The sequence below is a fragment of the Amycolatopsis sp. NPDC098790 genome, assembly GCF_044759945.1.
Lineage (GTDB): Bacteria > Actinomycetota > Actinomycetes > Mycobacteriales > Pseudonocardiaceae > Amycolatopsis.
This window is the reverse complement of record NZ_JBIWAI010000002.1, coordinates 961,702-978,446: the sequence shown is the minus strand read 5'-3', so window position 1 is coordinate 978,446 and position 16,745 is coordinate 961,702. Positions and strand designations below refer to the sequence as shown.

Annotated in this window: 17 protein-coding genes; 3 read left to right on the top strand and 14 right to left on the bottom strand. The window is 69.9% G+C overall.

Translation table 11 applies throughout. The annotated features are described in order from the left end of the window. Positions 1-307: 307 nt before the first annotated feature. Positions 308-904: a hypothetical protein gene (locus tag ACIQWX_RS18160; RefSeq protein WP_400871832.1), complete on the bottom strand. Its 597-nt coding sequence runs from the start codon at positions 902-904 to the stop codon at positions 308-310. A 344-nt stretch (positions 905-1,248) separates the two neighbouring features. Between ACIQWX_RS18160 and ACIQWX_RS18155 the strand changes: the two genes are divergently transcribed. After that, positions 1,249-3,639, top strand: coding sequence for a molybdopterin-dependent oxidoreductase (locus tag ACIQWX_RS18155; RefSeq protein WP_400871829.1), 2,391 nt, complete (start codon positions 1,249-1,251; stop codon positions 3,637-3,639). Between the two features lie 4 nt (positions 3,640-3,643). Here the strand turns inward: ACIQWX_RS18155 and ACIQWX_RS18150 are convergent, their stop codons facing one another. The 8 genes from ACIQWX_RS18150 to ACIQWX_RS18115 all read right to left on the bottom strand — a co-directional run bounded on the left by ACIQWX_RS18150 (position 3,644) and on the right by ACIQWX_RS18115 (position 11,654). Beyond that, positions 3,644-4,486: a helix-turn-helix domain-containing GNAT family N-acetyltransferase gene (locus tag ACIQWX_RS18150; RefSeq protein WP_400871826.1), complete on the bottom strand. Its 843-nt coding sequence runs from the start codon at positions 4,484-4,486 to the stop codon at positions 3,644-3,646. A gap of 48 nt (positions 4,487-4,534) precedes the next feature. Continuing rightward, a complete protein-coding gene (locus ACIQWX_RS18145; RefSeq protein ID WP_400871823.1) occupies positions 4,535-5,749 on the bottom strand; it encodes an ATP-grasp domain-containing protein in 1,215 nt (404 codons plus the stop codon). Then, positions 5,746-6,099 (bottom strand): ArsR/SmtB family transcription factor, encoded by a 354-nt coding sequence (locus ACIQWX_RS18140; protein WP_400871820.1) that lies wholly within the window; start codon positions 6,097-6,099, stop codon positions 5,746-5,748. Before ACIQWX_RS18140 ends, ACIQWX_RS18145 begins: the two co-directional genes overlap by 4 nt. A gap of 9 nt (positions 6,100-6,108) precedes the next feature. Continuing rightward, positions 6,109-7,146, bottom strand: a complete 1,038-nt coding sequence (locus ACIQWX_RS18135) for an anion permease (RefSeq protein ID WP_400871817.1) — start codon at positions 7,144-7,146, stop codon at positions 6,109-6,111. A 36-nt stretch (positions 7,147-7,182) separates the two neighbouring features. Continuing rightward, on the bottom strand, positions 7,183-7,941 hold the full coding sequence (locus ACIQWX_RS18130) for a methyltransferase domain-containing protein (RefSeq protein WP_400871814.1): 759 nt from the start codon (positions 7,939-7,941) through the stop codon (positions 7,183-7,185). Between the two features lie 14 nt (positions 7,942-7,955). After that, entirely contained in the window at positions 7,956-9,068 is a 1,113-nt protein-coding gene (locus ACIQWX_RS18125; protein WP_400871811.1) for a GTP-binding protein, read from the bottom strand. 32 nt (positions 9,069-9,100) lie between these two features. After that, a complete protein-coding gene (locus ACIQWX_RS18120) occupies positions 9,101-10,336 on the bottom strand; it encodes a GNAT family N-acetyltransferase (protein WP_400871808.1) in 1,236 nt (411 codons plus the stop codon). Between the two features lie 64 nt (positions 10,337-10,400). Next, on the bottom strand, positions 10,401-11,654 hold the full coding sequence (locus tag ACIQWX_RS18115; RefSeq protein ID WP_400871805.1) for an RCCLKC-tail radical SAM protein: 1,254 nt from the start codon (positions 11,652-11,654) through the stop codon (positions 10,401-10,403). 345 nt (positions 11,655-11,999) lie between these two features. Between ACIQWX_RS18115 and ACIQWX_RS18110 the strand changes: the two genes are divergently transcribed. Together ACIQWX_RS18110 and ACIQWX_RS18105 are read left to right on the top strand one after the other, a co-directional pair. Then, positions 12,000-13,037: a permease gene (locus ACIQWX_RS18110; RefSeq protein WP_400871802.1), complete on the top strand. Its 1,038-nt coding sequence runs from the start codon at positions 12,000-12,002 to the stop codon at positions 13,035-13,037. Positions 13,038-13,117: 80 nt separating this feature from the next. Further along, positions 13,118-13,600 carry an arsenate reductase ArsC gene (locus ACIQWX_RS18105; protein WP_400871799.1) on the top strand — a complete coding sequence of 161 codons (483 nt, stop codon included), beginning with the start codon at positions 13,118-13,120 and terminating at the stop codon, positions 13,598-13,600. Here ACIQWX_RS18105 and ACIQWX_RS18100 read toward each other — a convergent pair. Genes ACIQWX_RS18100 through ACIQWX_RS18080 form a run of 5 tightly spaced genes read right to left on the bottom strand, consistent with a single transcriptional unit; the run spans position 13,486 to position 16,687 of the window. Beyond that, positions 13,486-14,685 (bottom strand): MFS transporter, encoded by a 1,200-nt coding sequence (locus ACIQWX_RS18100; RefSeq protein WP_400871797.1) that lies wholly within the window; start codon positions 14,683-14,685, stop codon positions 13,486-13,488. The two genes, ACIQWX_RS18105 and ACIQWX_RS18100, sit on opposite strands and share 115 nt — an antisense overlap. Beyond that, complete coding sequence (locus tag ACIQWX_RS18095) at positions 14,682-15,080, bottom strand: arsenate reductase ArsC (RefSeq protein WP_400871794.1); 399 nt, start codon at positions 15,078-15,080, stop codon at positions 14,682-14,684. Before ACIQWX_RS18095 ends, ACIQWX_RS18100 begins: the two co-directional genes overlap by 4 nt. Beyond that, the gene (locus tag ACIQWX_RS18090; protein WP_400871791.1) at positions 15,064-15,264 is read right to left on the bottom strand and encodes a hypothetical protein; all 201 of its coding nucleotides are present in this window, start codon (positions 15,262-15,264) and stop codon (positions 15,064-15,066) included. The genes ACIQWX_RS18095 and ACIQWX_RS18090 overlap by 17 nt, the downstream gene beginning before the upstream one ends. Then, positions 15,261-16,328, bottom strand: coding sequence for an ACR3 family arsenite efflux transporter (arsB, locus tag ACIQWX_RS18085; RefSeq protein ID WP_400871788.1), 1,068 nt, complete (start codon positions 16,326-16,328; stop codon positions 15,261-15,263). The genes ACIQWX_RS18090 and arsB overlap by 4 nt, the downstream gene beginning before the upstream one ends. Continuing rightward, positions 16,325-16,687 carry a metalloregulator ArsR/SmtB family transcription factor gene (locus tag ACIQWX_RS18080; protein WP_086674875.1) on the bottom strand — a complete coding sequence of 121 codons (363 nt, stop codon included), beginning with the start codon at positions 16,685-16,687 and terminating at the stop codon, positions 16,325-16,327. The genes arsB and ACIQWX_RS18080 overlap by 4 nt, the downstream gene beginning before the upstream one ends. Positions 16,688-16,745: the final 58 nt, after the last annotated feature.

Here is a 16,745-nt window from a genome sequence, read left to right as displayed (position 1 = left end):
CACTTCAGCGGTGGACAGGGTGGCGGTTCACGAGGAGATGGAGCGGACGCGAAGGAGCTTCCACGAGCTGCTCGACGCGGCGAGTGAGAACGACCTGCGGCGTACCAGCGCGGGTACGCGGTGGACCAACCGCCAGCTGATGTTCCACATGCTGCTCGGCTACTTGATCATCCGCGCACTACCCGACCCGGTGGGACCCGTCCTTCCAGGACTACATGACCTTGACCGACGTGTACCGGTTCCCTGCCCAGCACTTCGACTTCCACCGCGCCCAGCCGACCATGCCTCCGGTTAGGGGCATGTTGAGTCAGCTTGAATTGGCCGACCTCAGCAACCTGATCACAGAGATCACGACGATCCAGACGCCGACAATCGTCGCTGCGACGACCGCGGCGAACTCGAGCCCTCCGAGGACCCGAGCGTCCGAAGAGGCCAGGCTGGGGAACCTCGCCCACCAGTAGAAGGCGAGAACGAGCAGGACCGCCACAATACGGCCGAGCAAGGCCGGTCTCGATGCCCCGTTGGCGTCGCTCGACGCGATGTCCGAGCGGGCGGCTTGTTGGAACTTCTTCGCGCTCGCTTCGAAGGCTGTGTTCGTGCCGCCCTGGATTTTCCACGCCTCATAGGACTCGACGACCGTGCCGTACAGGTCGCTCGTCGTCTTGACTCCGACGATTTCGATGTGGGCCAGAGCTTCCAGCATCTTGTCGCGCAGCTTGCGATGATCTTCCGGCGTGTCGCAGCGGGGAATGCGCGCCAAGCAGGCGAAGCCGCGCGCGTAGGCGTCGCGCATGAGTTCTTGGCTTTTTGCGCGTCTAGCTTGATAAGAGGTAACAATCGGCGCCACCGTGGTACCGGTGAAGCCGACGCCCGCACCGATGAGCGCCGCGATCGCTGCATCCATCGTCGCTCCCCTCCGTCACGGGACTGGTGACGGTTAGTCGCAGATCAAGTTGCCGATGTTTCACAGAACTACGGAGATCCACTCGAAAGTGCCGCATCGCCCAGCCGGTGGGCGCCGATCGATTGCGACATTCGTTGCTATGCAGTGGTTCCGGCAGTCTCTAGTGTGGATCGACGCGTGTCGATGGAGTCGCGCGCTGTGTCCGTTTCGTCTTCTGGGGGTAGGTCCTTATGGACGATTTCACCGGTCTGTCACGCAGAGGTTTCGTCCAAGGCGCCGTCATCAGCGGCGCCTCCCTGTTCATCAACCCCGCCGTCGCTGCCGCGGATCCTGCGGTTGCCGCGGTGCCCGACGCCCGGAACGGCGGCCCAGCCGGCGGAGAGCTCAGCTTCACCACCGACTCGGCCGCCCTCCACCCGGACACCGTCGTCTCGACGGCCTGCCAGTTCTGTAACTCGAACTGCCGCCTCAAGGTCGGCATCCGGGCCGGGCGGGTCATCAGCGTCTCCGGCGATCCGGACGACCCGGTCCAGGCCGGCAACTTCTGCGTGAAGGCGTCGATGATGCCGGAGCTGGCCTACAGCCCCCTGCGGCTGACCACGCCCCTGCGCCGCGTCTCCGGCACCAAAGGCTCGAAGGACTCGAAGTTCGAACCGATCTCCTGGGACGCCGCCCTCGACCTGATCGCCGACCGGCTCCTGCAGCTGCGGGACAGCGGGCAGGTGAAGTCGATCGCCAACCGCACCACCGGGCGGCTGCCCCGCGGGACAGGTTCGCTGGTCGCGCGCCTGTTCGCGCTGCTGGGGAGCCCGAACAACACCGACGTCGGGCCGGTCTGCAACGACGCCGGCGGCAACGCGCTCGCCGCGACGTTCGGGCTCGGGAACTTCACCAACGGCTACGGCGTCGATGGCGCCACCGGCCGGGAGGACCTCGGTGCCGCGAAGTACTTCCTGTTCCTCGGGACGAACCAGGCCGAGACTCACCCGGTCACTTTCGACTACCTGCTCAGGTCCAGGAAGAAGACCCGCGCGAAGCTCGTCGTCGTCGACCCGCGCCGCACGCCGACCGGAGCCGCCGCGGACACATGGGTGGCGCCGAAGCCGCACACCGACTTCGCGCTCGTGCTCGGCATGCTCCAGCACATCATCGCCCGTAACCTCCACGACAAGGCGTTCGTGCAGCGTTGGGTGCTCGGGTTCGCCGAGCTGCGCGACCACCTCAACCGCTCCGGCTACACCCCGGACTGGGCGGCCGGCGTCACCGGCGTGCCGGCCGCGACGATCCGGCAGCTCGCCGAGGACTACGCCACGGCCAAGCCCGCCGCGATCTTCTGCAACGCCGGCATCTCCCACCAGCTCGGCGCCTTCGACACCTACCGCGTCCTGACGTTCCTGGCCGCGGTCACCGGCAACATCGGCGTCCCGGGCGGCGGCTGCAACTTCATGCACAACACCTGGCCCGGCGACCTGCGCCTGCCCGAGCTGACAGTGAGCACGCCGCCGCTGGATCAGGCGTTGCCGGTCGGGCCCGACTACTTTGCCGAGTCCATCCTCACCGGCCGGCCGTACCCGCTGAAGGCCGTCATCACCGAAGGCAACCCGCTCATCTCGTCAGCGAACACGAACAAGGTCCGCGAGGCGTTCAAGAAGCTGGACTTCTACGTCTACACCGGCCTGTTCATGGAGGAAGCCGCCTACTACGCCGACGTCATCCTGCCGGTTACCAGCGGCCTGGAGCTGGACGGCGTCTACATGCGACGCGACGACCGCGCGATCCGCTGGCAGCACGCCGCCGTGCCGCGGGTCGGGCAGTCCAAGCCGGACTGGGAGATCTGGATCGACCTCGCCCACGCCTTCGCCCGCCGCGACCGCAAGAAGCCGGCCAGCTACTGGACCGACGCCTTCCCTGAACAGTGGAAGGACTACTCCCAGCTCTGGGCGGAGTTCGTGCAGCACACCCCGGCGATGGGCGGGATGACGCAGCAGCGGATGGACGCCCGCGCCGAGCCGCTGCGCTGGCCGTGCCCGAGCCCGTCGCACCCCGGCGTGAGCACGCTCTACCTCGACCACCCGTCCTGGTACGAGGCGGCGGCCGCGCTCGGCGCGCCGGGCAAGCGGTTCCTCACCCCGAGCGGGAACGTCGAAATCTTCACCCCGGAGCTGGACCGCAAGCTCGCCGCGGCCGGCCACCGGGCCCTGCCGGTCTTCTACACCCACCCCGAGGTCACCGGCGCGAACCCGACGATCGCCTACGAGCCCGGGTTCGTCACCAACCCGGTCAACCCGCAGGCCGTGACGCACAAGGTGCGCCTCGGCGTCCCGGGCTCGGACGCGGTGCACCGGGACTTCCCGCTGATGGGTATGACCGGCCGGCCGAGCGTCGTCCACTTCGCGAGCGTGACGCACTGGACGCCGACCGGGGAGCAGCTCAACGGGATCCGCCTGGTCCAGGTGCACCCGGACACCGCACGCCGGTTCGGGATCGGCGACCGCGACACCGTGGTCGTGGAGAGCCCGCGCGGGAAGGTGACCGGGACGGCGTTGTTCTGGCCGGCGATCCGGCCGGACACGATCTTCGTGCCCAACACCTTCGGCCCGGCCCAGCAGGTCGGTGACCAGTTCGGCGACCCGCGTTACGAGGCCGCCAACGGGCTGGTCAACGACGCGTTCTACGACAACCTGTCCGGCCAGCAGGCGTACAAGTGCTTCGCCTGCCGGATCAGCAAGGCCTGAGCGTTCAGAGCTGGGAGGCGCGGCGCCGTTCGAGCAGGACGGTGTCGCGCCACCGGCCGTCGAGCTCGCCGATGCGTTCGCGGATGCCGACGGTGCGGAAGCCGGCGCCGTGGTGCAGGGCGACGCTGTTGCGGTTCTCCGGGAAGATCGACGTCTGCAGCGTCCACAGCTCGCCTTCGTCGGCGGCCGCGACCAGGTGGTGCATGAGGGCCTTGCCGACGCCGCGGCCGCGGAACTTCTCCCCCACGTACACCGAGGTCTCGGCGACCCCGGCGTAGCAGTCGCGAGTGGACACCGCCGCCGCGGCGGCCCAGCCTGCGATCTGCCCGTCGAGCTCGGCGATCCAACGGTGGCCGCGCAGCCACTTGGCCTCGAGCTCGGCGCGCGGCGGGACCTCGGTTTCGAAGGTCGCGTCGCCGGTGGCGATGCCTTCGGCGTAGATGCGCCGCACCGCCGGCCAGTCCTTCGCGCGCAGCGGCCGGATGGTGACGTCAGGGGCGAGGTCGCCGGGCTCGGTGGGCTTGGGCGCGAGAAGGCCCATGACGACGTCGGCGGCGTGCGGGAGGCTCACCGCGCAGGAGGCGTTGACCGACACGAGGGTGGCGGTGCCGACCTTTCGCAGCAGCACGAAGCCGACGTCGGCGAGCTTGCGGACGTGATGGGAGCAGTTGGACTGGCTGATCGCCATCTGCTCGGTGATTTCGCCGATGGTGACGGCCTTGCCCGCGGCCGCGACGGCGTGCAGGATCCGCACCCGCGTGGTGTCGGCGAGGCACGCGAACCATTCGGCGTAGGTTGCGGCGTCGTCGACGGGCAGCAGCGCGGCGGCGGGCACGGTGGTCGTCATGTCTCGATTGTGCCTCACCCGGTTGAGGGATCGACGGCCGTCGATGGTTCAGGTGCTCTGCAGCTCGACGAGCTCCTCGGCGGCAGCCAGGTCGGCGACCACCTGGGCGTGATCGTCACCGACGGCGATGACGTGCCCGTACCGGGCGAGGTACGCGCGCGGCGGGAGCGCGAGCTTGGTGCCGGGCCCGGCGGTGCCGAGGGCCTCGTGGGCGGTGGGCCCGAACCGCTCGGGGTGCACCTCGGTGGCGGTGACCTCACAGTCGTGGGCCGGGTAGAGGAAGCGGATCGCCGCGGTCTTGCGCAGCGCCCGCCGTGGGGTCGGTGGGAGGCCGACGGCGACCTGACCAGCGGCGACGACCGGGTCGGCGCCGCCGGCGAGGATGCCGAGCCGCGGGATGAAGTCGCCGCCGAGGCGGGCGTTGATCTCGACCAGGCGCGGGCCGCGCGGGGTCAGCTTGAACTCGGTGTGGGTGGCGCCGTGGGTGAAGCCGATGCCCTTGTGGACTTGGTCGAGCTGGTCGAGCAGGGCGGTGTCGTCGAACAGCGGGTCGTCCGCGTCGACGACGTGGCCGGTTTCCTCGAAGAACGGCTCGAAGCCGGTCTGCTTGCGGGCGATCACCAGGGGGTGGCAGACGCCGTGGTCGACGACGGCGTCGACGCTGATCTCCGGCCCGGTGAGCAGCTCTTCGACCAGCACGTCCGCCTCGTAACGTGGGACGCCGGGCCAGGACGCTCCGGCAGCTGCGGTGAAGGCCTCGGCGACCTGCTCGGCAGTGTCGGCGCGCAGGACGCCGAGGCTGCCGGCCAGACCACGGGCCTTGACCACCACCGGGTAGCCGATGTCCTCGGCCGCGGCGACGGCGTCCTCGGCGGACGCGACCGGTCGGGACGCCGGCTGCGGCACCCCGGCCTCGGCGAGCGCGGCGCGGGTCGCGGCCTTGTCCCGGCAGGCCTGGACGGCTTCGGGCGGGCTGCCCGGTAGACCGGCCTCTTGCGCGAAGGCGGCGACAGCGGTGACCAGCGACTCGTCGTAGGTGAGCACGCCGTCGGGCCGGAACTTGAGGTCGCGCACCGCCGACGCCAGCGCGTCCGGGGAACGGGTGTCGACGACGGTGACGCCGTCGACGTGCGCGGTCTGCCAGGTCGGCTCGACCGAGTCGAGCAGCCACAACCGGAAGTGCGGCCGCAGCGCGGCGAGGATGTATTCGCGGTAGCGGCGGTCCCCGCTGCCGACGAGCAACAGCGCCGGGTGGTCGGTCACGACGTCCTTTCCAGCGGAACCGCCTCACCGTTGCCGTCGCGGGTGGCCAGCAGGCCGAGGACGACGTTGGCGGCGGTGGGCAGGCCGACTTCACAGCTGTGGTTGATCGCGTAGAGGATGCTGGTCCCGGCCCGGCGACGGGTGACGAACCGGACCTGCGACAGGATCTTCAGGTGGTGCGAGACCGTGGGCTGGGAGATGCCGAGGTGGTCCACGATCGCGCCGACGGGAACCGGGTCACTCTGCTGGGCCAGGAAATGCACGATCATGACCCGGTTCGCGTCCGACAGCGCGTGGAACCAGCGGGCGTAGGACTCGGCGGTCTCCCGCTCCAGCTTGTGCTCGCTCACTTACCCAGGCTAGCGAGCCAAGATGAACACCAGCGCCGCGACGACCCCGGCGACAGGCGGGGTGACCAGCCAGGCGATCAGGAAGTTGCGGACCGTCCCGCCGGAGATCCGGCTGAGGTTCGGGCCGGCGGATCCGGCGATCGCCCCGGTGGACACGTGCGTGGTCGACATCGGCAGCCCCGCACCCGCGCCGACACCGACGAGGGCAGCGGTGGTGAGGTTGGCGAGGAAGCCTTCGCGGTGGTTCATCTTGACCACGCCTTCGCCGAGCTTCTCCGCGACCCGCATCCCGCCCAGCAGCGATCCGGCGGCCATGGCGGCCGTCACCAGGACCATGATGTGCCACGGCTTCATCCCGGCCGGCACCAGGGCGAACGCGCCGATGGCGACGATCTTCGGGGTGTCGTTGAGGCCGCGTGCGAAGCCGGTGGCGCCGCTGGTGAACCAGTGCGCCGCGGTCATGATCCGAGACGAGGTCTTCTCCGGCGTCACCGCGGGAGCGGTCTGCACGGCGACGTCCCCGCTGCCGGAGGACGTGACCGGCGGGGTGGCCGCGGCCCGGCGCTTGTTCGCGGCACCGGTGGCGACGGCGAGGATCAGCGTGATGGCGTAGGCGACGACGATGCTGACCAGCAGCGGCGTGACGAGCTTGCTGCCGACTGCGCTCCACGACACGCCGCCGGTGCTCATCAGCAGGCCGGCGCCGACCATGCCGCCGATGAGGGCGTGGGTCGTGGAGACCGGCAGCCGCAGGATGGTGGCCAGGCCGACCCAGAACGCGGCGCCGGCGAGCACGGCGACGGCGAAGGCGTCGGTGGTGGCGCCGGTGATGATGCCTTTGGAGAACAGGGCGGTCATCTTCGATGCGAGGCCGAGGGAGAAGACGCAGCCGATCAGCGTGGTGATCGTGCCCCACAAGATTGCCGTCTTGTACTTGGTGACCCCGGCCCCGGCCAGGGTGGCGACGCCCTTGGGGACGTCGTTGCTGCCGTTGACCGCCGCCAGCGCGGCGACGAGGACGAACACGACTATCGCGGTGAAGGACATGCAGGTACTCCCCTCAGTGGTCGAAAAACTCGGTGTTCAGCAGCAGCCGCTGTCGGGTCCGCACTCGTCGGCGCCCGGCTTGCGGGCGCGGATGATCGCGGAGTGCATGCCGTCGGCGGCGTCCTGGGTGAACACGACCTCGGCGTCGGTCAGCCCGACCTCGGCCAGCAGCGAGAGGTACTCGGCCTGGGAGAGGGCGCCGGCGATGCACTGGCTGACGCCGCCGCGCTCGGCCCGGTCGGCGGGCGTGAGGTGGTCTTCGGCGACGACGTCGGTGATCCCGAGCCGGCCGCCGGGCGCGAGCACGCGCGCCATTTCGGCGAACACCGCGGGCTTGTCCAGGGACAGGTTGATCACGCAGTTGGAGATGATGACGTCGATGGTGGCGGCGGGGAGCGGGATCTGCTCGATGGTGCCCTTGAGCAGGATGACGTTGTCGACCTCGGCGTCCTCGATGTTCTGTCGGGCGACGGCGAGCATCTCCTCGAGGAAGTCCAGGCCGAAGACCTGCCCGTCCGGTCCGACGCGGCGCGCGGACAGGATGAGGTCCAGCCCGGCGCCGGAGCCGAGGTCCAGGACGGTCTCGCCGTCGCGTAACTCGGCGACGGCGGTCGGGTTGCCGCAGCCGAGGCTGGCCAGCAGCGCGGCGTCGGAGGCTTCGTCGGCGCCGATGTCGCCGTAGGCACCGGGCCCGAACCGCGTCGGGTCCGGAGCGCAGCAGCTCTTCGCCTCCGCGGCCTCGGCGGCCTTCCCGCGGTAGTAGTCCTGGATCTCGGCGGTGGTGGTGTCGGTCATGGTCGTCTTTCGGGTCAGGCGCCGGTGGCGGCGAGCCGGTGAACCGGGGTGGGGTAGCCGGGTTTGAACGACACCGGCGCGGTGGCCGCGGAACGGGCGCCGGTGGCGGCGTTCGCCGTGGCCACGGCGTCGCGGACGGCGGCGTCGAGTTCGGCGGGCTCGCAGGCGACGCGGGCGTTGACGATCACCCGGGCCGTCGTGGCCGGCTTTTCGGCGGCCCGGTCGACCGTCGGTTCCGCGCCGGCGGCGGTCAGGCTCAGCTTGGCGAAATCGCCTTCCCCGGCCTCGACCGTGAGCTTGGCGTGCCCGACAACGGCGCCGGCGCAGTCCGCCCAGCTGCCCAGGGTCGCGAGCATCTGCCGGCCCCACGCGGTGAGGTCGAGCGGAGCTTCCGAGGTGAGCTGCACGTCCTGATTCATCCAGGCCAGCTGCGCCTCGGCCGCGGCGTAGCGGTCGTAGTCGACCTGCAGATCGACCGCCTGGTTGCCGGACGGGCCGTCCCACGCCTTGACCAGCTCGTCGACGCGGTCGCCCGACTTGGCGCTGTAGCCGACGACCGCCGCGTTCGGGTAGTCGGCGGCCAGCCGAGCCATCAGCTCGGTGGCGCGGTCCGGCGCGATGGTGTCGAGCTTGTTCACGGCGATGACGTCGGCCTCGGTCAGCTGCTGCCGGAACAGGTACGACAGGTCCGACTCCGGCTCGCCGCGTTGGGCGGCACGGTCGAAAGCCAGATACCGCAATGGGTCGATGACCGTCGTGAGTGGACTGACGACCATGCTGTCGCCGTAGTAGGCGCGCAGCGGCCGGACGACGGTCGCTTGCAGGTCGGTGCATGAGCCGACGGCCTCGGCGATCACTGTGTCCACCGGGGTGTCGCCGGCGCCATCGACGAGAGCGCGGATGGTGTCGACGAGGTCCTCGAAGCGACAGCAGAAGCAGCCGCCGGTGACTTCGGCGACGGAGTCGAGCTTGCTGCGCACCAACGCGGTGTCGACGAGCTCGACGCCCTGGTCGTTGGTAATCACCGCGACGCGGCGGCCCTGCTCCTGCAGCGCCTGCGCGGTGGCGATCATCGTGGTGGTCTTGCCGGCCCCGAGGAACCCGGTCAGCGGCACGAAGGTGATCACGAGCATGTCCTCCCAGTGGTGTCGTGCGCTGGTCAGCCGTCGGAGCAGCAGGCGCCGGAGCCGCCGGAGACGACCGGCAGCGGAGTGCGGGTGGCGGCGGGAGCGTCCCCGAACGCGACGCGACGGCTCGCGCCGAAGGCGTCCATCCACTTCGCGACCTGCGGGCGCAGCTCCGGATCGGACACCACCATCGCGGTGGTCACCGGCCGCGGGGTGCAGCCGCGCAGCACCTTCGCCTGGTGCGCGCCCGCGCCGAACTCGACGGTGCGCAGGCCTTCGGCGTAGGCGTCGCGGACCGGGGCGTCGAGGACGAGGGCGAAGTAGATGCCGCTGCGCTCGCCGATGGCGGCGTAGTCGAAGCCCGCCCACTTCGGGAACAGCCGGTGGTGTTTGCGGATCACGACGCAGGTGGCGACCAAGGCGCCGTCCTTGGTCCCGAGGTAGGCCCGAACGTCCGCGCGGGCGTCCAGCAGGGCGGTCAAGACGTCGACGATGTGCGCGGGTTCCTCGCCGGCGCCGTTCTTCTCCCGGTTGAGGCACGTCAGCTCGGCGATGCGCGTGACGTAGGGGCGGATGGCTTCGCCGTCGACGCGCTCGACGTGCACCCCGGCCGCCTCGGCGCGGCGGACGTCGCTCTTGATCCGCTGGCGCTTCTTCAGCGGCAGCGCGGCCAGGTGGCCGTCCCAGGAGTCGGCGTCGAGGCGCAGGTAGTCCTCGTAGCCCCAGAAGGTGCTGTGCCCGCCGACCTGCCCCAGGGCGGTGACGATGGCGTCGTTGCCGCTGCGGCCGGAGATCCACGGCGCGACGATGCACTTGATCCCCTGCTCAAACGCCGCCGGCACCAGCTCGGACACCATCTGCGCCATCAGGCTGGGCGTCCAGAAGTTGTAGGCGACCTCGGTGCGGTAACCAAGCGGGGAGCCGAGCAGCAGCGCCGGGAAGAACGGCTCGGTGCCCAGCGCGTCGACCTCGCCGCTGATGCACGCGTCGGTCTGCGCGCCGCAGCACACTTCCTCGCCCGTCGGCGCCTGCCAGCCCAGGTAGGTGCGCGGCTCGTGGTCGACGACCGGCGGCGTGGTCATCACGTACCCGGGCAGCAGGGCCAGCTCGCCCCGGGCGCGGGTCGCGATCGTGTGCCACGGCTGCAGGTCGGTCAGCGCCTTCTCGCTCGCCCCGAGCCACGTCGGGCCGAGGTAGGGGAAGACGTCGGTGAGGTCGGCCAGCTCACCTTCCCAGTCCAGGTCCGGCAGTCCCAGACCCGTACTCACCACGACGCGCGGTGCTCCACCCATTGCTTCCTGTCCCTCCCGATCGGTCCGGTTCCGGCCTGGCTCAGCACTTCACGCAGCAGCGGACCTTGCCGACGTCTTCGGCGTCGGCGCGGCGCTCGATCCACAGCTCTTCGACGCGGCGGTCCGGGTGGGTCCACTCGACCCACAGGCCGCGGTCGACGGTGGCGATGTCCTCCATCCACGGCGAGGACAGCAGCGGTGAGCCCTTGAACAGCAGCAGGCGGGTCTGCAGGGCGGTGGGGTCGGTGACCTTCGCCAGCCCGGTGTCGACGAGGAAGTCCTCGAAGGTGAGCAGCTCCTCGTACTCGATCCACGGGGTGAAGGGGATAAAGGTCGGGTACAGCACGAACCCGATCCGCTCGGCCTCGGCGATCGCGGCGCGCATGTGGTCGACGTCGATGTGCTTGTCGAAGATCCGCAGGATCCGGTTCGACGGGAACTCCAGCGCCGAGGTCACCTTCACCAGCCCGAGCGACACCAGCTCGGTGAGTTCCTTCTGGTAGCTGAGGATGTGGTCGACGCGCGTGGTGAACTCGAAGGTGATCGGGCCGATCTCGTCGACCAGGCGGCGGACGACGCCGGCGCCGATCGTGCGGGAGTTGAAGAATTCGGCGTCGATGAAGCAGAAGTGCCGCACGCCTTCCTCGGCCAGCTGCAGGCAGTCGGCCAGGACCGTGTCGGCGTTGTAGGCGGCGACTCCACCGTCGTAGGCGCCGTACACCGAGCAATAGGTGCACTTGTGGTGGCAGCCGCGGGTGACCTCGACGTTGCCCATCAACCCATACGGTGAATGGTGCGCCGGATAATGCACCAAGGACGGGAACAAATCACGAGCCGGAGCCGGGACGGTGATGCGCCGGTGCGGCGGTTTCGGCCGCATTCCCTGCGCGGTCATCGATGCCGGCACGGTGGCGACCTCGCGCTCGCCCCGGGCGACCTCGGCGAGTTCGGTAGCGACGAGCTCGGGTTCTTCCATCACGATCGCGTCGACCGTTTCGAGGAACCGGCGATGGTTCATCTGGGCGTACTGCCCGAACGCGACCAGCTTGGCTCCGCCAAACGATTCGCGCAGCCGGGCGGCGAGGTTCAGACCACGCTCGACACCCTCGAACTGCTGCACCGACAGCAGGACCAGGTCGAACTCGCCGTCCGGTACGGCGTCCGGGTTCTTGTGGGCGTCCCAGCCGACGACGTCGGCGTCCTGCGCACGCATCGCGGCGCCGGCGCACGCCGACGTGAGCGGCTGCAGCTCGGCTTCAAAGGCGGACGCGACGAGCACGCGCGCAGCAGACATGCTTCCCCCAGCTCCAAATCGGACAAAAAGGGTGCCGGTTCCCCCAGTGGAACCGGTGCGGTGAGCGCACGAGACTTGGCCCCATCCTCGTGCGAGGCATCACGATGTCACGCTTCAGCGATACATGTCAATGGATCGATAAACGCAGGTAGATCACGGTTTTCACGCTCGAAATTCATCCTTTCGGACGTTGCGATCACGCGCGCGCCGGACTCCGCGAGGGGGCATTCGCGACTATCGGCGGGTATGGACCGCACCCCTTTCATCGACTAGCATCGATGAAAGCTGGGGGAGCTACACCGTCCTCGGCACGCGAATCCGGTCCCCGATGTCAAGGATGGTGGCATGGACAAGATCCTCGAGGTCCTGCGCTTGGCCTGGGAGAATTTGGTCGACTTGAGCATCTTCTTCTTCATCGCCCTGGCGATCGCGGCGATGGTCGACCTGCTCTACCTCGACGTCGTCGCGCGCCGCTCGTTCCGCAAGCACGGGTTGCTGGGAGTCCTGTTCACCACGTGCCTCGGCGCGTTCAGCCCGTTCTGCTCCTTCACCGTCATCCCGTTGATCCGCAAGCTCCTGCGGGGCGGCGTACCGCTGTCGGCGGTGATGTCGTTCTGGATCGCCTCCCCCGCCATGGATCCGCCGATCTTCGCGTTGACCGCGAAGGAGATCGGCCTTCCGCTGGCGACCGCCCGCCTGCTGGGCGCGCTCGTGCTGGCGATCGGGGCCGGGGTCATCATCCTCTTGGTCGAGAAGCGCGGCGGGTTCAAGGACGTCCTGCGCCCGGAGAAGAAACCGGCCGTTGACGAACGCGAGCGCGCCGCCGCGCCCGCCGAAGTCGCGGTCGCCACCGGCGGCGGTACAACCGTGCTCACCGAGGCGCCCGCGACGACCGGCGGCCCGGCACCCGAGGACGACGATGACGACGGCGCCCCGTGGTGGCCGCAGGCGAAGGCGAGCCTGAAGTCGAAGCGGAACTGGCGCATCACCGGCCGGAACTTCCTGCGCGACACCGTGTCCCTGGGCAAGTGGCTGGTCTTCGCGTGCGTCTTCGAAGGCGTCATCCGCGTCTACGTCCCGAACGGCATCATCACCAGCATCCTCGGCGGCGACAAGGGCTGGCTGGCCATCCCGCTCGCCGCGGTCATCAGCATCCCGCTCTACCTCAACGGCGTCGGCGCGATCCCGATCGTCGGCGGCCTGCTGGCCAAGGGCATGGCCGAAGGCGCGGCGGTGACGTTCCTGCTCGCCGGGTCCGTCACGACCATCCCGGCGATGGTCGCCGTCCGCAGCGTGGTCAACAACAAGGTCTTCGCGCTCTACATCGCCTTCGGCATGATCGGCAGCATCCTGCTCGGCTTCCTCGCCCAGCTGCTCTTGTGATCTTGTGCCGGGCGGGCGGCACCCCCCTCCTTCCCGCCCGGCACATCCATCCCCATCCCCTTGGCTTGAAAGGGCTTCTCGTGTCCGTTCCCGAGGTTTTGTTCGTCTGCGTGCACAACGCCGGTCGTTCGCAGATGGCCGCGGCCTTCCTGCGTCACCACGGCGGAGACCGGGTCGTCGTGCGGTCGGCGGGCTCCGCGCCGGCCGACACGGTCAACCCGGCCGTCGTCGAGGTCATGGCCGAACGCGGCATCGACATCTCGGGCGAGCAGCCGAAGAAGCTGACTACCGAAGGCGTCGAACGGTCCGACTTCGTCATCACGATGGGCTGCGGGGACGCGTGCCCGGTCGTTCCCGGGACGCGCTACTTGGACTGGAAGCTCGACGACCCGGCCGGTCGCCCGGCCGAGGAGATTCGGCCCGTCCGGGACGAGATCGAGCGGCGGGTTCAGGACTTGCTGTCCGAGCTGGCCGGCGCCTCCGCGACGGCGGGCCGGGCCGCGAGCGACACCGGGACCGCGGCGACGGTGAGCGCGCCGAGCACGAGGAACGCCGTCGAGTAGCTGCCGGTGAGCGCGGCCAGCGCCGCACCGGTGTAGGGCGCAACGGCCGACATGGTCACCAGCGGCGCGGACAGCAGCCCGCTGAGCCGCCCATACCCGGCGGTGCCCCACCGGTCAGCGACGGCCGTCGCCTGCAGCAGCGTGAACACCCCACGAGCCATCCCGGCCAGGACCGAGGCGCAGACCAGCGCCACCGCCGACGTCAGCACGCCCAACAAGGTTGTCGTCGCCGCGAGCACGACGATGACGACGGCGGTGCGCGTCCGGACCCCGGTGCGGTTGACCAGCGTCGCGAACCCCAGCCGTCCGGCGACCTGGCCGGCGCCGCCCAGGCCGAGTGCGATCGCGGCCATCCCCGTCGAGAGCCCTCGCTCGGCGAGCAGAGCGACGAGGTTGACGACGACGGCGTAGGTGCCGAGCGCGGTGAGGCTGAACGCGGCGACCAGCGCGACGAACGCTGGACTCCGCGCTTCACTTCGCGACCTCGCCGGCTGCGCGGCGTCGGCGACGACCGGCGGCCACGAGCGGCGGAGCCCGGACCAGTGCCCCGGCACGGTGACGACGGCGAGCACGACCGCGAGGACGAGGTAGGTGCTCCGCCAGCTCAGGTGCTCGGCCAGCAGCGCGGTCAGCGGGGCGAACACCGTGCTGGCGAACCCGGCGACCAGCGTCAAGGTCGTCAGGGCCCGGACGCGGCGAGGGCCGTACCAGCGGGTGAGCGCGGCGAACGCCGGCGGGTAGAACGTCGCCGCCATCGCGAGCCCTGCGCAGAACCAGCCGACGAAGAACAACGGCAGCGTTCGCGCGGCAGCGATCACCACCACCGCCGCCACGCCGACGACGGACCCGGCGGTCATCAGCAGCCGCGGACCTCGCCTGTCGAGCACCCGCCCGACAGCGATGCCCGTCACCGCGGAAACGAGCAGCGCGACCGACAGCGCGGCGGTGAGCGCTGCCGGAGACCAGCCGGTGTCGCGGGCGATGGCCGGGACCAGCACGGGGAACGCGTAGAACAGCACGCCCCAGCTGGTGATCTCGGTGAGGCACAAGACGGCCAGCACCGCCGGCAGCTTGCACTCGGTCAACGGAGCTCGGCGAGCAGTTCCCGCACCCGCCGATCGATTTCGTCCCGGATCGGCCGGACGTCTTCGACGCCCTTGCCCGCGGGGTCCTCGAGCTGCCAGTCCAGGTACCGCTTGCCGGGGAAGACCGGGCAGGCGTCGCCGCAGCCCATCGTGATCACGACGTCGGCGGCCTCCACCGCGTCGGTCGTCAGCTTCTTGGGCACCTCGCGGGAGAGGTCGAGCCCGATCTCGGCCATCGCCTCCCGCACGGCGGGGTTGATGCTGTCGGCGGGCGCGGAGCCGGCCGAGCGGACGTCGACCGCGCCGTCGGCGTGGTGGGCGAGCAGCGCGGCGGCCATCTGGGACCGGCCGGCGTTGTGCACGCAGACGAAGAGGACTTCAGGCTTGCCGGTCACGGGTGTTCTCTCCTTCGACGTGCGGGACGGGCAGGGCAGTCGCGATGATCGCGGCGAACACGATCCCGCACACCGCCGCGACGGCCAAGCCGGTGAACGGCCACAGCACCAGCACCCAAACCACGCCGGCGAGCGCGCCGGCCGCTTGGCGGTGCCGGGTGATCCACATCCAGGCGCGTGTCATCGAGGACTCCTGGCGAAGCGGCGCCGTAGCGCGAGGGAGACGTACACGAGGGCGACGAGCACAGGGACTTCGATCAGCGGGCCGACGACCCCGGCGAGTGCCTGGCCGCTCGCGGCTCCAAAGGTCGCGATGGCCACGGCAATGGCGAGTTCGAAGTTGTTGCCCGCGGCGGTGAACGCCAGCGTGGTCGTCCGCTCGTAGTTCAGCCCCACGGCTCTGCCGAGCGCGTACGAGCCCGCCCACATTAGTCCGAAGTAGACCAACAGCGGAACTGCGATGCGCGCGACGTCCAGCGGACGGCTGGTGATCTGGTCACCCTGCAAGGCGAAGAGGATGACGATGGTGAACAGCAGCCCGTACAGCGCGACGGGCCCGACCTTCGGCAGGAAGTTCTTCTCGTACCAGTCACGGCCCTTGGCGCGTTCGCCGACACGGCGGCTCAGGTAGCCGGCGACCAGTGGGATGCCGAGGAAGATCAGCACGCTCTTGGCGATCTGCCATCCGGACACGGCGAGGTCGGCCTGCGCGAGGCCGAGCCAGCCCGGAAGGACCGAGAGGTAGAACCAGCCGAGCAGCCCGAAGGCGATCACCTGGAACACCGAGTTCAGCGCGACGAGCACGGCGGCGGCTTCGCGGTCGCCGCAGGCGAGGTCGTTCCAGATGATCACCATGGCGATGCAGCGGGCGAGCCCGACGATGATCAGCCCGGTCCGGTACTCCGGCAGGTCCGGCAGCAGCAGCCAGGCCAGCGCGAACATCAGCGCCGGGCCGACGAGCCAGTTCAGCACCAGAGATGGCCACAGCAGTCGCCGATCGCGGGTGACCGTGCCGAGCCGGTCGTAGCGCACCTTCGCCAGCACCGGATACATCATCACCAGCAGCCCGAGCGCGATCGGCAAGGAGATGCCGTCGACCTGCACCGCGGACAGCGCGGTGTTCAGGCCGGGCACCCAGCGCCCGGCCAGCAGCCCGGCGACCATCGCGGCCGCGATCCACACCGGCAGGAACTTGTCCAGGGTGGACAGGCGCGGCGGCGCCTCCGCCCGCGCGTCGATCGCGGTCACGCGGTGACCGTCTCGCCCGTGGTCGTGAGCACGGCCGACAGCCGCGCCAGCACCTCGGGGTGCACGCGGTAGTAGATCCAGGTGCCGCGCCGGTCGCCGGTGATCAGCCCGGACTCGCGCAGCACCTTCAGGTGGTGGGAGATGGTCGGGCCGGTCAGGTCGAAGGCGTCCGTCAGGTCGCAGACGCACGCTTCGCCACCGGCGTGGGAGGCGATCAGCGAGAGCAACCGCAGCCGGACGGGGTCGGCCATCGCCTTGAACAGGTGCGACAGCTCGACCGCCTGGTCCTGCGTCAGCGGTTCCCGGGCCAGGGGAGCGCAGCAGGCGTCCATCGCGACGAGCGGCAGTTGCTTCGACATGCCTCTATATTGACAGATTCACATATAGACGGCAATCTAAGTCTTGCTGCTTAGACAG

Excerpts from the sequence above, each read along its gene's own strand:
- ACIQWX_RS18160 (WP_400871832.1), bottom strand. The coding sequence starts at position 904 with ATGGATGCAGCGATCGCGGCGCTCATCGGTGCGGGCGTCGGCTTCACC.
- ACIQWX_RS18150 (WP_400871826.1), bottom strand. The coding sequence starts at position 4,486 with ATGACGACCACCGTGCCCGCCGCCGCGCTGCTGCCCGTCGACGACGCC.
- ACIQWX_RS18135 (WP_400871817.1), bottom strand. The coding sequence starts at position 7,146 with ATGTCCTTCACCGCGATAGTCGTGTTCGTCCTCGTCGCCGCGCTGGCG.
- ACIQWX_RS18130 (WP_400871814.1), bottom strand. The coding sequence starts at position 7,941 with ATGACCGACACCACCACCGCCGAGATCCAGGACTACTACCGCGGGAAG.
- ACIQWX_RS18115 (WP_400871805.1), bottom strand. The coding sequence starts at position 11,654 with ATGTCTGCTGCGCGCGTGCTCGTCGCGTCCGCCTTTGAAGCCGAGCTG.
- ACIQWX_RS18110 (WP_400871802.1), top strand. The coding sequence starts at position 12,000 with ATGGACAAGATCCTCGAGGTCCTGCGCTTGGCCTGGGAGAATTTGGTC.
- ACIQWX_RS18090 (WP_400871791.1), bottom strand. The coding sequence starts at position 15,264 with ATGACACGCGCCTGGATGTGGATCACCCGGCACCGCCAAGCGGCCGGC.
- ACIQWX_RS18080 (WP_086674875.1), bottom strand. The coding sequence starts at position 16,687 with ATGTCGAAGCAACTGCCGCTCGTCGCGATGGACGCCTGCTGCGCTCCC.